Source organism: Mycolicibacter arupensis (assembly GCF_002086515.1).
GTDB classification, from domain to species: Bacteria; Actinomycetota; Actinomycetes; order Mycobacteriales; family Mycobacteriaceae; genus Mycobacterium; species Mycobacterium arupense.
Genome location: NZ_MVHH01000009.1, coordinates 100926 through 114919, shown reverse-complemented (window position 1 = coordinate 114919; position 13994 = coordinate 100926). Strand labels below are relative to the sequence as shown.

Genomic DNA, 13994 nt, shown 5'->3' with positions numbered 1-13994 from the left:
CCCCCGGCGGGTGAGCCGGTTGCCTTCCCGCCGCCACCCGACCCCGGTCTGCCGGCACCGCTCGGCGCCCCCGAGGGTGCCCCCGCTGATCCCGGCGCGCAGGCCGTCCTGACAGATCCAGCCGCCCCGGTGGAGCCGGGCGCGGTTCCGGCGGTGGCAGCCGGACCGGTCGTCGGGCAGAACCCGGAGCCGTTCACCGGTACCCCGCCGTTCCTGCCACCGTCCTTCAACCCGGTCAACGGTTCGATGGTGGGCGTGGCCAAGCCGATCATCATTGACTTCCAGCGTCCGATCGCCGACAAGGCGATGGCCGAGCAGGCCATCCACATCTCGTCGAACCCGCCGGTGTCCGGCAAGTTCTACTGGATGACCCCCAGTCAGGTGCGGTGGCGCCCGCTGAACTTCTGGCCCGCCCACACCGTCGTCAACATCGATGCAGCCGGGACCAAGTCGAGCTTCCGGGTGGGGGACTCGCTGGTGGCCACCGCCGACGACAAGACGCATCAGATGACGATCACCCGCGATGGCAAGGTGGAGAAGACCTTCCCGATGTCGATGGGAATGAGCGCGGGCGGTCATGAGACCCCCAACGGCACGTACTACGTGCTGGAGAAATTCCCCACCGTGGTGATGGACTCGTCCACCTACGGGGTCCCGGTGAACTCCAGTTGGGGCTACAAGCTCACCGTGCAGGACGCCGTCCGGATCGACAACAGCGGCGGATTCGTGCACAGTGCGCCGTGGTCAGTGGCTGATCAGGGCAAGCGCAATGTCAGCCACGGCTGCATCAACCTGAGCCCGGCCAACGCCAAGTGGTTCTACGAGAACTTCGGCAGCGGCGACCCCGTCGTGGTGAAGAACTCCGTCGGTACCTACACCAAGAACGACGGATCGCAGGACTGGCAGCTTTAGGGCAGGCCGGCGCCAACCCTCATCCGCTGACGCGGCCGCTGAAGGCCGGAACTCAGTTCCAGATGCGGACCCGCGAAGCGGGCTCCAGGTACAGCGCGTCGTCCGGTGTGACCGCGAACGCGTCGTAGAACGCGTCCATGTTGCGGATCACCCCGTTGCACCGGAATTCCGGCGGTGAGTGCGGGTCCACGGCCAGACGCCGGATGGCTTCGGCATCGCGGGACTTGGTCCGCCACACCTGCGCCCAGCCGAAGAACACCCGCTGGGTGCCGGTCAGGCCGTCGATCACCGGTGCCTCCGCGCCGGCCAGCGACAGCTGGTAGGCCAGCAGCGCAATCGACAGACCGCCCAGGTCGCCGATGTTCTCCCCGACGGTGAACGCGCCGTTGACGTGCCGGTCGCCATCGAGCTGACGCGGGACGTAGGTTTCGTACTGGGCGATCAACGCGCTCGTGCGAGAACCGAATTCGGCGCGGTCGGCGTCGGTCCACCAGTCGATCAGGTTGCCGTCGCCGTCGTACTTGGCGCCCTGGTCATCGAACCCGTGGCCGATCTCATGGCCGATCACCGCGCCGATACCGCCGTAGTTGGCGGCGTCGTCGGCCTCGGCGTCAAAGAACGGCGGTTGCAGGATGGCCGCCGGGAAGACGATCTCGTTCATCCCCGGGTTGTAGTAGGCGTTGACGGTCTGTGGCGTCATGAACCATTCGTCGCGGTCCACCGGCCGGCCCAACTTGGCCAGTTCACGGTCGTAGTTGACCGCGTAGCCGCGCAGGTAATTGCCGTACAGATCGGTGGGGTCGGTGGCCAGCGCCGAGTAGTCCCGCCACGTCGCGGGGTAGCCGACTTTGGCAGTGAACTTGTCCAGCTTGGTCAGCGCGCGCTCCCGGGTGGCCGGGGTCATCCAGTCCAGGTTGGTGATGCTGACCCGGTAGGCCTCCCGCAGATTACCGACCAGCTCATCGACGCGCGCCTTGGCGTCGGGCGGAAAGTGCTTCTCGACGTACAGTTTTCCGACGGCATCGCCCAGTAGTGATTCCACCACGGAAACGCCGCGCTTCCAGCGGTCCCTGATCTGTTCGGTGCCCGACAGGCGCCGCCCGTAGAACGCGAAGTCCTCGGCGATCAACTCCTCGGTCAACAGCCCCGCGCGCGCATGAATGACCCGCCACCGCGCCCAGTCCTGCCAATCGGCGAAGTCCGCGCTGTCCCACAACGCGGCGAAGGCGCTCAGGAAGTCCGGCTGGCGCACCACCAATTCATCGGCGGTATCGGGCCGCACGCCCAGGGCGCCCACCCAGCCGGCCCAGTCGAAGCCGGGCGCTTCGGTGGGGAGGCCGGCCAAGGTGCGCAGGTTGTAGGTCAGATCGGCATCGCGGCGCTTCACCACATCCCAGTGCGCGCCCGCCAGCCTGGTCTCCAGCGTCACGATGCGCTCCGCCCTGCCGGCGTAGTCGACCGGGTCCCCGCCGAAGACCAGCGCGAACATTGCCGCGATGTGGCCGGGGTAGGCCTGCAGGACCGCCGCGTGCTGTTCATCGCGGTAATAGGACTCGTCCGGCAGTCCAATGCCCGACTGGCTCAGGTGTAGCAGGTAACGCGTCGAGTTCTTCGAGTCGGTGTCCACATAAAGGCCCACACCCCCGCCGACGCCGGTGCGCTGAACCGCTCCCAGTACCTCCGCCAGGGCCACACGGTCGCCGGCATCGTCGATCCCGGCCAACTCCCGGAGCAACGGCTCCACACCGCGCTCACGCACGGTCTGCTCGTCTATAAAGCTGGCGTAGAGGTCGCCGATCCGGCGCTCATCGGTGCCGACGGGGGCGCTGCTCGCCGCGGCCTCAGTGATGAGGTCACGGACCTGGATCTCGGCCCGGTCGAACAGAGTGCGGAAGGCGCCGTCGGTGGCACGGTCCGGTGGCATCTGGTACTCGTCGAGCCAACGGCCGTTGACATGACCGAACAGATCGTCCTGCGGCCGAACCGCACTGTCCACATGGGTGAGATCGACGCCGGAGCGGGTGGCTGATGAGGTCACCCAGCCCATCCTTCCACGACGGATGCCGCGGCTCTGCTGTAGCGTCACCGCCATGCCTGACGAGGAGCAACCCGACGTCTCCACCGAGGTGGACGACGGAATCAGCGAACCCGGCGACGGCACTACCGACAGTGCCAAGGACCAGGACGCTACCCCCAAACCCAAAGCGAAGAAGGCCAAGAAGAGCGCCGGCGGCAAGCCGCCCGCGGCAGCTCCGGGCGGTGGCCTGTCCGGATACGGCTGGGGATCGGTGGCGTTGGGTGTGGTCGCGGTGGCGGCGCTGGTTTTCAGCCTGTTCACCTGGGAGTTGCACCACAAAGACGTCAAGGAGCGCGAGCACCGCAGCCAAGTGCTGCAGACCGCCGCCAGCTGGACCAGTGTGCTGATCAACTTGAACGCCGAGAACGTCGAGAAGGGCATGGCGCGACTGCGCGATAAGACGGTGGGCGGACTCAATCGCGAGTTCGACGCGGCCTTGGCGCCCTACCGTGATGTGGTGCAGCGGATCCAGTCGCGCAGCAGCGGCAGGATCGAAGCGGTCGCCATCGAACTGGAGCACCACGACCTCGACGGGTCCTCCGGCGTGGGTAGTGACGAGCCGTCGAGCCCGGGCCGCACCGACCCGGTGATGGTGATCGCCACCTCGATCGCCGAGAACGTGGGCGGTAGGCCGCAGACCGTGCACTGGGCGTTGCACCTCGACGTCACCGCCGTCGGCGATGACCTGATGATCTCCCGATTGAGGTCGATTCGATGAGCAAGCTGGAACTGCTGAAATCGCCGCCGCTCTGGCGGGTCGTGGCCGTCGACGTCGTCGCACCACTGGCTGCCGTCGGCGGCCTGCTGCTGGTGGGCCTGACCCTGGCCTGGCCGCTGTGGTACGTGTCGCTGTGCTCGGTGCTGGTGCTGTTGATCGTCGAGGGCATGGTGATCAACTTCGTGCTGCTGCGCCGCGACAAAGTCACGGTCGGCACCGACAACGAACGGCCGGGCCTGCGCTTCGGGGTTGTCGCACTGGCTGCCACGGCACTGGTCGCGTCGGCGGTGCTGGGTTATCTGCGCTGGACGGTGCCAGACCGTGATCTGGAGGCCGACTCCTATGCGGTGGTAGCGGCCGCGGTGGGCATGGCAGAAGCCGCCGCCACGGTCTCGCCGGCCGACCCCGAAGCCTCGATCGACAAGGCGGCTTCCTTCATGGTTCCCGACCGCGTCGCTGCCTTCCGGGAGAGCATCGGCCGGACCGCCAACGACATGGCAAGCCGCAATATCGCGGTCGACGCGGACACACTCAGTGCCGGTGTCGAGGCGCTTGGGCCGTCGGCCGCCCGGGTGGCTGTGGTGATGCGCAGCGTCCAGACTGTGGCCAATCAACAGGTCAAGCAGTCGGTGGTCCCGGTCCGGGTCACGCTGACCAAGCGAGACAACCAATGGCTGGTCCTGGAGATGTCACCGATCCACGCGCGCTGAGCCCAAGCGGCAGGCCCGGCGTCAGAGGACGTCGGGCGTGTCGCGGGTGTGCAGTTTGACAAAACGGTCCGACAGCCGACGCATCCGGACCATCAGCGACGCCGGCGGACTCACGGCGGCGCTGAGGTATTCGCCGAGCGTGTCGGCCGGAACGCCGATCCGTGAGGCGAACTCCTGCTGGCTCAGGCCGCATCGTTCGATGAGCACCCGCATGTGCCGCGCCACCTCCGCGCGTTCGTTGGCCTCCAGGTGCGCGCGAGCGCGGCTCAGGACCTCTGCGAGCGCCTTGGCTATACCGAACGACGGGCTGCCGTCCAGCACCTCTTCGACTTGGCGGGCCGTGCGGCCGTAGGGGTCGCGTTTGAGCGCGACCACGATGAGCTGCCAGGTGCCGATGTCGCCGCTCTGCAACGCAGAACGGATGGCCGAGGTGGGCCAGAACTCGACCGGCCGGTCGGTGTCGCCGGCCGGCTGCCAGGGCAGCGACCCACGACGGCGGTCCGCGGCCAACGTCACCTCGCCTCCTCCAGCATCGCTACGGCAACTGCCAGGCAGCGCCCTTGGACTTCGTCCCAGTCCGTGCTCGCCTCCGCAGCGTCCTCGCCGGAAGCGTAGTCGCCGCGTGCGGTGGGTTCCGGATCGGCGAGCCGACAGGCCAGCTGGCTGGCCATCCATCGTCCGTCGACTGGTTGACCAGAGTAATACCTGTCGATCTCGCCGAGCGCCTCAGCGACGGTTTTGGGGCCGAGTGCGCCGGCAAGCTCGGCGAGTCCCGCGTAGTCCCGCAGGCTATTGCGCGCGAGCACCAGGTAGCCCGCCAGTCGCAGGGTCTCGGCGCCGGTGGGGATCTGCAGTCGATCGCCGGTGGGCAGTTGAACGGCGGCGGTCTCCATGGGCAGGCGCCGGGTCAGCGACGGTCCTTCCAGCCCGATCTCGTTGGCCGCCCACGTTTCGGTCTCCAGTGCGTCCAGCGCCACCGCGAGCCGCCGCCGCCACACCGTCACCGGGTGCACCGGCCGCACCGTGCGCGGTTGAGCCCGGTCGGTCCCGGAGCGGGATTGCCAGCTGCCGGTCAGCCTGGCCAGCGCCTGGCTCACCCCTCGGGGGCCTGCCTGCGACGATCCTGCCGATCCGGAGCTGACCGGAACCGCCTCGATCTTGCTGGTCGCCAGGTCGGTCACGCCGCAGCCGCGCAGCGCCAACGGATCGCTGACACAGACGGCGTCGGGGACCAGGTCTTTGAGCCTTGCCGCCGACTTGACCACCACACGAAGGTCGGCGCTGGGGGTGATCAGGGCGGAGATGTCATCGGGGATCACCACGACGTCGCCCAGATCCACCGTGGGCAGGGGCTTCTCGAAGTCCACTGACGGCAGGATCCGGGCCAGCCACCGCGGCAGCCACCAGTTCCACTCGGCGAACATCGCCATGAGCGCCGGAACCAGCACCAGCCGCACCACCGTGGCGTCCACCGCGATCGCGACCGCGCAGGCCACACCCAGCTCGGCAACCAGCGGCATCCCGGCGAACGCGAAACCGATGAATACCGCGATCATGATCAGGGCGGCGCTGGTAATGGTCCGGGCGCTGGTGGACACCCCGTAGGCGACGGCATCGTGGGTATTTCCGGTCTGCAGGAACCGCTCTCTGATGCGGGTCAGCAGGAAGATCTCGTAGTCCATCGACAAGCCGAACGTCATCGCCAGGACCAGCGGCGGGATGAATGTGTCGATGGATCCGGTCGCCGCGAAACCGAGCCTTTCCAGCCAGCCCCACTGGAACACCATGACCAGGCTTCCGTAGGCGGCGGCCACCGACAGCACCGTCATCACGACGCCCTTGAGCGCCAGGAACACCGACTGAATCGAGACCAGCAACATCAGGAAGGCGATCAGCGCCACGAACACGAACACGATCGGTTCGGCAGCAGCAACGCGGTCGTCGAAGTCCTTGATCAACGCAGTCGGTCCGCCGACATCCACCTGGATCGCTGGCGAACCGGCCGCCGCCGGCAGGTGTTCGCGCATCCAGTCGACGGTGTCCCGGGCAGCCATGTCCTCGGGATCCACCGACAGCACCGCGGACAGCAGGCCGCTGCTGTTGTCATCGCCGAACACCGGGGGAGACACCGAGGCGATGTTGGGAGCCTGGGACATCTCCTGGCGGATGGCGGCGAACGTCGCGGCGTGCGACGGCGCTGAGGCATCCGCGCCCGGGATGGTCACCAGGACCCGGATGGGTCCCAGCGCTCCCGGTCCCAGGGCCTGAGCCGCCGCGGCCACCCCGCCCCGGAGCTCATGGGAGGAGTCGAACTGGCGAAGCATGCTGTTGCCCAGCGACAGCGACAGCGCCGGTGCCGCGAGCGCCAGCAGAAACGCCGCGGTCACCAGCGCCGATGCCCACGGGCGGCGCATGACCGATGCCGTCCAGCGGGTCCAGAAGCGCGATTGCAGGGCCTGCGGGCCCCGCGTCCAGTGCAGCAGCGCGGACCGCTTGGCGACCGCCCGGCCGAACACGGCCAGCACCACCGGGGTGAGGCTGACCGAGGCCAGCACCGCGACCGAGACGGACAGGATCGCTCCGGTGGCCATCGAGACCAGCACCGGTGTATTGATCAGGTAGATCCCGGTCAGGGAGGCCACCACGGTGAGACCGGACAGCACCACCGCCAGGCCGGACGTCGCCATCGCGGCATCGACGGCTTCCTCCGGTTGGCGGCCGGCCCGCAGCTCCTCGCGATAACGCATCAGGATGAACAGGGAATAGTCGATCGCCAGAGCGATACCGAACATCGAGACCGTCGAGGTGACGAACACCGACATCGCGGTGAACATCGACAGCAGATAGACCAGCCCCATCGTGACGATCACGGTGCCGATTCCCAGCGCCAGCGGGATGGCGGCGGCCGCCAGCGAACCGAACACCGCCAGCAGCACGATCAGCACGATCGGCAGATTCCAGCGCTCCGCGGCACCGATGTCCTGCTTGGTCTTGGCAGACGCGGCGGCGCCGAGCGCGCCCTGCCCGATCACGTAGAGGTTCACCGAACCGTTCTCGATCCGGCCCGGGTGCTCGCCTTCCACGCCCAGTTTGGTGCGCAACTTCTTGGCGACGTCGACCGCGCCGGTGTTGTTGAAGTCCACCCGCAGGGACACCACGTAGGGCCGGTCCGGCCGGGGCGGCGGCTGCGTCGTGTCGGGCAGCACCGTCACGCTGGCAACCTCGCCGGCGGCCTGCTGGAGCAGCGCGACCGCATCCTTCATGTCGCGGTAAGTGGCGTCGGCGCGGGGCGCGGCCACCAGAGCCAGCGGTGACGCACCCTGCTCCGGGAAGTGATCCTCGAGCTGATACTGGACGTGCAGCGACTGCGATCCCTGGACCTCGAAACCGCCGCCGGTCAGGTGTCCGGACTGGGTACCGGCCAGGTACAGCGAGGGGATGACAGCCAGTAGCCACCCTGTGAAGACCACCCAGCGGAATCTGCGCAGGTTGCTGCTGAAGCGCATCATGAACTGCTGGATTTCGTCTCTCCGCTCTCGCCCGCAACCGTGCTGCGAGCCTACCGCAGCAACGTCTCACGCCGGCCGTTTCTCTCGCCTCTGAGCTGCTCTGATGCCAGCTGGGAACCGCACTGTGACCAGGCTGACCTGCGCTCGGGTGGCGGCCTTAGGTGGTTACTGTCAGGATGGGGAAAAGGCCGTCTTTCGATCTGCCGTTGCTGCCGGGGGGCATCGCACCAGCACACCAGACCAACCCTGTGATCGCCTGTCCGCACTGTGGCGGGGCGCCGTAGGGGCTGATCGGAAATCTCGTCTGTTGTCAGGAGAAACTCGTGAACCTCATTCGTGCCACCGTGCGCCGCAGCCTGTCGAGCACGGGCGCCCTCGCCTCCCTGTCGGTAGTGCTGGGTGGGGCCGCCGCCGCGGCCGTGCTCGTGACGCCGTCGGCGCCTTCGGCGACCGCGGCCAAAGACCCCTGCGTGGCCAGTGAGATCGCGCGGACCGTGGGCAAGGCCGTCATCTCGACCGGTGACTACCTGGACTCGCACCCGGACACCAATCAGGTGATGACCGGCGCGCTTCAGCAACAGCCCGGTCCCCAGACGCTGGCCAACCTGAAGTCGCACTTCGAGGCCAACCCGAAGGTTCAGGACGACTTGGCCAAGATCATCGCGCCGGTGCAGGAGGTCAGCGATCAGTGCAAGCTGGCGGTCAGCGTGCCGCAGGTGCTCGGACTGTTGCAGGCCGCACAGGCGCAGGGCGGCTTGCCGGGCGTCGGCGGCCTCCCGGTGAACGGCCTGCCAGTGAGCGGACCGCCGGCCGGGGCAGTGACCCAACCGGTAGCGATTCGCTGAGCGCTGCCAAGGGCGGATCCGCGTCGTGATCGGCCGCAGTGTCGGTGCGAAACACCATGACGAACACCACCCAGCCGACGGCGGAGATCAGCAGCCAACTGATCAGCCGATAGACCAGGACCGCCGAGATGGCGTCCGGGAGGCTCAGCCCGCTGGATACCAGCCCGGGCACCAACACTGCCTCCACGACCAGCAGACCCCCGGGTATCAGGGGGATCGTCGCTGCCGCGCGTGCGGCGGCGTAGGCCACCGTCAGGCCGGCCACCGACGCCCGCCCGCCTGCGGCGTAGGCCGCGCAGGCCAGGCAGGCCACGTCGGCGACCCAGTTGAACAAAGACCAGCCGAAAGCCGTCGATGCGGCGCGTCGTCCCAGGCTCACCGACTCCAATTGACCGAGCATCCGGCGTAGGGGCGCCAGCCCGGTGTCAGCGGGCCGGGAGCGCACGGCGTTCACCCAGGTCAGCACCCGCACGCCGATACCGTCGATCAGCTCCGGTCGTGACGCGGCCGCCTGCGCCAGCAGCAGCAGTGCGACGAATCCACCGAGGGTGAACAACAGCGAGAACGGGTTGCTGCGAGCGCCGAGCAGAATCGCCCCGCCCAGACCCAGTACCGCCAGGCCTACCGCCTGCAGCACTCCCGACATCACCAATTGCCAGGACGCCACCACCGGGGAAGCCCCCCAGCGACGCTGTTGTCGGTACAAGAATGTCGCCGAGAGCACGGGGCCGCCGGGCAGCGTGGTGCTCAGCGAGTTGGCGGCGTAGAAGGCGGCCTCGGACCTCCGCTGTGTCACGTGCACCCCGGCCGAGCTCAGCAGGGTTCGCTGGATCTGCGCGAAGCTGTGCATGGACGCGGCCGCGGCCACCACCGCCCCCACCAACCAGCGACCGTCTGCGCGGCACAGACTGCACCAGGCGGCGCAGAGCTGGTCCCACACCAGTGCGATCTCGGCGGTGAGCACCACCGCGACCAGTCCGATGAGCACCGAGCGGATCCACCGATACCTGCCGCCGCCGTGTTGCTCGACTGCGTCGCGCGTGACGCAATCGGCAGAACAGGGTGCGGGGGACATGAATTCAGAGGTTAGCCGCGGCACAGCGATATTCGGCTACGTGATGTACACCCGCTGCGGCATCGTTACGCTACCGGAATGTCAGCCAGCGCAGACGAATCCGTCCATCCCACGGTAAGAAAGGCAGCCGCCTGGGCCTGGCGCCTGCTGCTGTTGTTCGGCGCGGCGCTGGTGGTGCTGCTGGTCATGCGGCGTCTCGAAGTGATCGTCGTCCCGGTCGCGATCGCGATGATGATGTCCGCGCTGCTGCTGCCCGGTGTGGACTGGCTGTCGCGGCACGGCGTGCACCGTGGATTGGCGGTGTTCCTGCTCCTACTGAGCGGCCTGGCAGTGCTCGCGGGACTGTTGAGCTTCGTGATCGACCAGTTCATCGACGGGGTGCCCGAACTGGTCGAACAGGTCACCCAGGTGATCAATTCGACGCAGCACTGGTTGGTCGAGGGGCCGCTACACCTGAGCAGCGAGCAGATCGATAGTGCCGGCGATACGGTGGTCACCGCCCTGCGCAACAACCAGGCCAAACTGACCAGCGGGGCGCTCTCGACCGCCGAGACCATCACCAAGATCTTCACCGGCGCCTTCGTCGTGCTGTTCGCGCTGATCTTCTTCCTCTACGGCGGCCGCGACATCTGGCGGTTCACGGTGAAGTTCTTCCCGAGCAACGTCCGTGAGACCGTGCACGCCGCCGGTGTCGCCGGATTCGAATCACTGATCGGCTACGTTCGGGCCACGTTCCTGGTGGCGCTGGTCGATGCCCTCGGCATCGGTATCGGCCTGGCGGTGATGGCCGTGCCGCTAGCGCTGCCCCTGGCCTCGCTGGTGTTCTTGGGAGCCTTCATCCCGCTGGTCGGTGCGGTGCTCACCGGCCTGCTGGCGGTGCTGGTCGCACTGATCGCCAAGGGCTGGATCTACGGGCTCGTCACCCTGGGGCTGATCATCGCCGTCAACCAGCTGGAAGCCCATGTGCTGCAACCACTGCTCATGGGACGTGCCGTCTCGATCCACCCGCTCGCGGTGGTGTTGGGGATCTCCACCGGAGTAATCCTCGCGGGCATCGTCGGCGCCCTCCTTGCGGTCCCGCTGATCGCCTTCATCGACCGGGCGGTCCGCGTGCTCGTCGGCTCTTCGGACAGCGGCCCGCCGGACGTCAACGATGACGATCCGGCGGACCCGGAATCCGGCGACGTCAGTAACGGCCCTCCCGCCGCAGCAGCTCAGCAGCGCTGAGGCCACCGGCGGAGCCGCGCCGTTGCGGGCTCTGCGGCTTGCCGTCTGCGTCCTCACCGGGCTGCTCAGTGACCGCGGTGAACTTCTCGGTGGCAGGGTTGTCGGGATCCGGCGCCGAGCCCGGGGCCGGGATCGCCGTGGTCGGGGCATTCTCGGTGTTGCTCGCGGCTCCCGCCGGGGGCTTGGGCAGTGACCGGGTCCGCTCGTCGGAGGAGTCCGGGTCGGTGTCTCCCGGCCGGCCGCGCCGGGACTGCGCCGCGTCACGACCGCCGCGCAGCTCGCCCAACCATGACTCGATCTCGCGGTCCTTCTCGCCGGCGCCCGCCGGCTCCGCGCCGGGAGACGTCACACGCTCGGTGGCCGGCTCACCTGACGAGAATCGGGTGGTGGGCGGCTCGGTCGGTCCGGTGTTGATCCGGTTGGTCCGGGCGTTGGAAGGATTGCCGCTCACCGGACGAGTCGGCAACTGCTCGGTGACGCGCGGCCGGGCCGGGGCCGCGCGGCCCGGGGCGGGGTGAGTGGGGTCGTGCGTCGGGCGCGGCGCGGCCGCACCCACCGGGGCGGGCGCGACGGTCGCCGTCGCCGGGCGGCGGGTCACCCGGCGCCGCTCGTCGGGCAACCGGATCTCGCCGAGCCCGATCCGGTTCTGCAGACGCTTCATCCAGCGCGGCGCCCACCAGCAGTCGTCGCCAAGCAGCTTCATCACCGCCGGCACCAGGAACATCCGGACCACGGTGGCGTCCAGCAGCAGCGCCGCCATCAGGCCGAATGCCAGGTACTTCATCATCACCAGGTCGGAGAACACGAACGACGCGGCAACCACGGCCAGGATCAGCGCGGCCGCGGTGATCAGACGACCGGTGGTGGCCGTGCCGATCCGGATGGCCTCGGTGGTCGACATCCCGGATTCTCGAGCCTCCACCATGCGCGAGACCAGGAACACCTCGTAGTCGGTGGCCAGCCCCCAGCCCACGGCAACCACCAACGCGATCACCACCACCATCAGTGGTGTCGGGGTGAAGTTCAGCAGGCCGGCGCCATGCCCATCGACGAACATCCAGGTCAAGATGCCCATCGTCGAACCCAACGTCAGCGCGCTCATCACCGCCGCCTTCAACGGCAGCACCAGCGACCCGAATGCCAGGAACATCAACAGCGTCGTGGTGATCAGCAAGATCACCAGCATCAGCGGCCCCTGACTGACCAGGGCATGGATGCTGTCCTGTTCGAGTGCGGGAGTCCCACCGACCAGGACCTCCAGGCCCTTGGGGGTGCTCATGGCACGCAACGCCTTGATCTTCTGTGCGGCGTCGTTGCGGTTAATCAAACCGTTCTCGATGACTTTGACCGACTCGTCCTTGGAGGCGCCGGGCAGATAGGGCCGCTGCTTCCACATCTCGGTGGGATCGTCGTCGGGCACGACGAAGCCGCTGATCGCCATCGCGCGGTTGCGGACATCGGCAACCTGCTGGTCGGTGACGGGCTTGTCGGTGGTGCTCTTGATCACCAGGGTCAGCTTCTCGGTGCGGAATCCGGGGAAGATCTCGTCGAAGTGTTCCTGGGCCACCCGCGCGGTGTTGTCCGGCGGCAGGTATTTCTCGCTCATCCCGCCGAAGGTCAGCTTGCCCAGCGGGATGATCAGCAAGACCATCGCGATCACGATCGGGATCGCGAACGCCAGTGGACGCTGCATCACGTAGTTGACCAGCTTGCCCCAGAATCCGGCCTCGACCTCTTCGCGGGTCTTGGTCTTCTGGGTCTTCTCCGCGAGCCAGTCGATGACGCGAATGTGCAGATCCCAGTCACGCAGGATCGGAACCCGGTACAGCGTGCGTACGCCGAGCGCGTCCACGTTCTTGCCCAGCACACCCAGGATGGCGGGCAGCAGGGTGATCGACAACAGCGCGGCCAGGCCCACCGAGGCGAAGATCGCGTAGGTGATCGCCTTGACGAATCCCTGCGGCAGCACGAGCAGGCTCGCTCCCGAGACGATGATGAGCACCGCCGAGAACACCACCGTGCGGCCGGCCGTCATCACCGACCGGCGGACCGCCGCTTCGGTGTCGTAGCCCTCGGCGATCTCCTCCCGGAATCGACTCACGACGAACAAGCCGTAGTCGATCGCAATGCCCAGGCCGATCAGCGAGACCACCGGCTGAGCGAAGAAGTTGATCGGGCCGAACATGGCGGCGAATCGCAGAATGCCCGTTGCGCCGGCGATGCTCAGCCCACCGACGATCACCGGAAGGCTGGCCGCGACCACCCCGCCGAATACGAAGAACAGCACCACCGCGACCAGCGGAAGTGCCAGCACCTCCATGCGCTGCTGGTCGGTGGCGATGGTGCCGGTCAACTCGCTGGCGATCGGCTGCAGACCGCCGAGTTCCACCTTGCCGCCGTCGAGCTGCTGCAGGTCGGATTCGACCGCCTGGTAGTTCTTCAAGATGGTGTCGTCGTCGTCGCCCTTGATCTGGATCGAGGCGAACGCGTGCTTCTTCTCCGGGTCGGCCATGTTGGCCAGCGCCTCGGGGTTGGTGAAGTAACCGACCCAGCTCATGATCTGGTCCGGATGGTCGTCCTTGACCTTGTTGAGCCCGTTCTTGATCCCGTCGGACCACTGCTGGTCGTCCACCGTCTCGCCCTTGGGGGCGGTGAAGACGGCCACCACATGGCTGGTGCGGTCCCGGCCGTAGACCTCGTCACCGACGATCGACGCCTGGACCGACTGGCTGCCCTCGTCGTAGAAACCGCTCTGGGTCACGTGCTCACCCAGGCTCATCCCATAAACCCCGCCACCCAGGCAGAGCGCCACCATCACACCGATTACGATGAACCGGTAGCGGTATACAGTTCGACCCCACCAGGCGAACACCTATACGCTCCTTACTAAGGTCTGTGGAGATATCTTCTGGACTCGCGCG

Annotated in this window: 9 protein-coding genes and 1 pseudogene; 5 read left to right on the top strand and 5 right to left on the bottom strand. The window is 67.5% G+C overall.

Features of this window, described 5'->3' with window-relative positions:
* Positions 1-912, top strand: a 912-nt coding sequence (locus BST15_RS06870; RefSeq protein ID WP_207572047.1) for a L,D-transpeptidase, incomplete at its 5' end; no start/stop codon positions are given.
* A 52-nt stretch (positions 913-964) separates the two neighbouring features.
* On the opposite strand, the gene BST15_RS06865 is transcribed toward BST15_RS06870, so the two are convergent.
* Positions 965-2959, bottom strand: a complete 1995-nt coding sequence (locus BST15_RS06865) for a M13 family metallopeptidase (RefSeq protein ID WP_046191057.1) — start codon at positions 2957-2959, stop codon at positions 965-967.
* A 43-nt stretch (positions 2960-3002) separates the two neighbouring features.
* Between BST15_RS06865 and BST15_RS06860 the strand changes: the two genes are divergently transcribed.
* Together BST15_RS06860 and BST15_RS06855 are read left to right on the top strand one after the other, a co-directional pair.
* Positions 3003-3707, top strand: a complete 705-nt coding sequence (locus BST15_RS06860) for a hypothetical protein (RefSeq protein WP_046191056.1) — start codon at positions 3003-3005, stop codon at positions 3705-3707.
* Complete coding sequence (locus BST15_RS06855; RefSeq protein ID WP_046191055.1) at positions 3704-4417, top strand: hypothetical protein; 714 nt, start codon at positions 3704-3706, stop codon at positions 4415-4417. Before BST15_RS06860 ends, BST15_RS06855 begins: the two co-directional genes overlap by 4 nt.
* Positions 4418-4438: 21 nt before the next feature.
* On the opposite strand, the gene BST15_RS06850 is transcribed toward BST15_RS06855, so the two are convergent.
* Together BST15_RS06850 and BST15_RS06845 are read right to left on the bottom strand one after the other, a co-directional pair.
* Entirely contained in the window at positions 4439-4933 is a 495-nt protein-coding gene (locus BST15_RS06850) for a helix-turn-helix domain-containing protein (RefSeq protein WP_046191054.1), read from the bottom strand.
* Entirely contained in the window at positions 4930-7926 is a 2997-nt protein-coding gene (locus BST15_RS06845; RefSeq protein ID WP_046191053.1) for an MMPL family transporter, read from the bottom strand. The genes BST15_RS06850 and BST15_RS06845 overlap by 4 nt, the downstream gene beginning before the upstream one ends.
* Before the next feature lie 323 nt (positions 7927-8249).
* Between BST15_RS06845 and BST15_RS22570 the strand changes: the two are divergent.
* A pseudogene (locus BST15_RS22570) lies at positions 8250-8612 on the top strand (hemophore-related protein); the annotation flags it as partial.
* 16 nt (positions 8613-8628) lie between these two features.
* Here BST15_RS22570 and BST15_RS06835 read toward each other — a convergent pair.
* Positions 8629-9846 (bottom strand): lysylphosphatidylglycerol synthase transmembrane domain-containing protein, encoded by a 1218-nt coding sequence (locus BST15_RS06835; protein ID WP_046191051.1) that lies wholly within the window; start codon positions 9844-9846, stop codon positions 8629-8631.
* Positions 9847-9924: 78 nt separating this feature from the next.
* Here BST15_RS06835 and BST15_RS06830 point away from each other — a divergent pair, with 78 nt between their 5' ends.
* Positions 9925-11073 carry an AI-2E family transporter gene (locus BST15_RS06830; protein ID WP_046191050.1) on the top strand — a complete coding sequence of 383 codons (1149 nt, stop codon included), beginning with the start codon at positions 9925-9927 and terminating at the stop codon, positions 11071-11073.
* On the opposite strand, the gene mmpL3 is transcribed toward BST15_RS06830, so the two are convergent.
* Positions 11033-13945 (bottom strand): trehalose monomycolate exporter MmpL3, encoded by a 2913-nt coding sequence (mmpL3, locus tag BST15_RS06825; protein WP_083070874.1) that lies wholly within the window; start codon positions 13943-13945, stop codon positions 11033-11035. The genes BST15_RS06830 and mmpL3 overlap by 41 nt on opposite strands.
* Positions 13946-13994: the final 49 nt, after the last annotated feature.

Coding starts and splice junctions, on each gene's coding strand:
- BST15_RS06865 (WP_046191057.1), bottom strand. CDS start 2,959: ATGGGCTGGGTGACCTCATCAGCCACCCGCTCCGGCGTCGATCTCACC.
- BST15_RS06860 (WP_046191056.1), top strand. CDS start 3,003: ATGCCTGACGAGGAGCAACCCGACGTCTCCACCGAGGTGGACGACGGA.
- BST15_RS06855 (WP_046191055.1), top strand. CDS start 3,704: ATGAGCAAGCTGGAACTGCTGAAATCGCCGCCGCTCTGGCGGGTCGTG.
- BST15_RS06845 (WP_046191053.1), bottom strand. CDS start 7,926: ATGATGCGCTTCAGCAGCAACCTGCGCAGATTCCGCTGGGTGGTCTTC.
- BST15_RS06835 (WP_046191051.1), bottom strand. CDS start 9,846: ATGTCCCCCGCACCCTGTTCTGCCGATTGCGTCACGCGCGACGCAGTC.
- BST15_RS06830 (WP_046191050.1), top strand. CDS start 9,925: ATGTCAGCCAGCGCAGACGAATCCGTCCATCCCACGGTAAGAAAGGCA.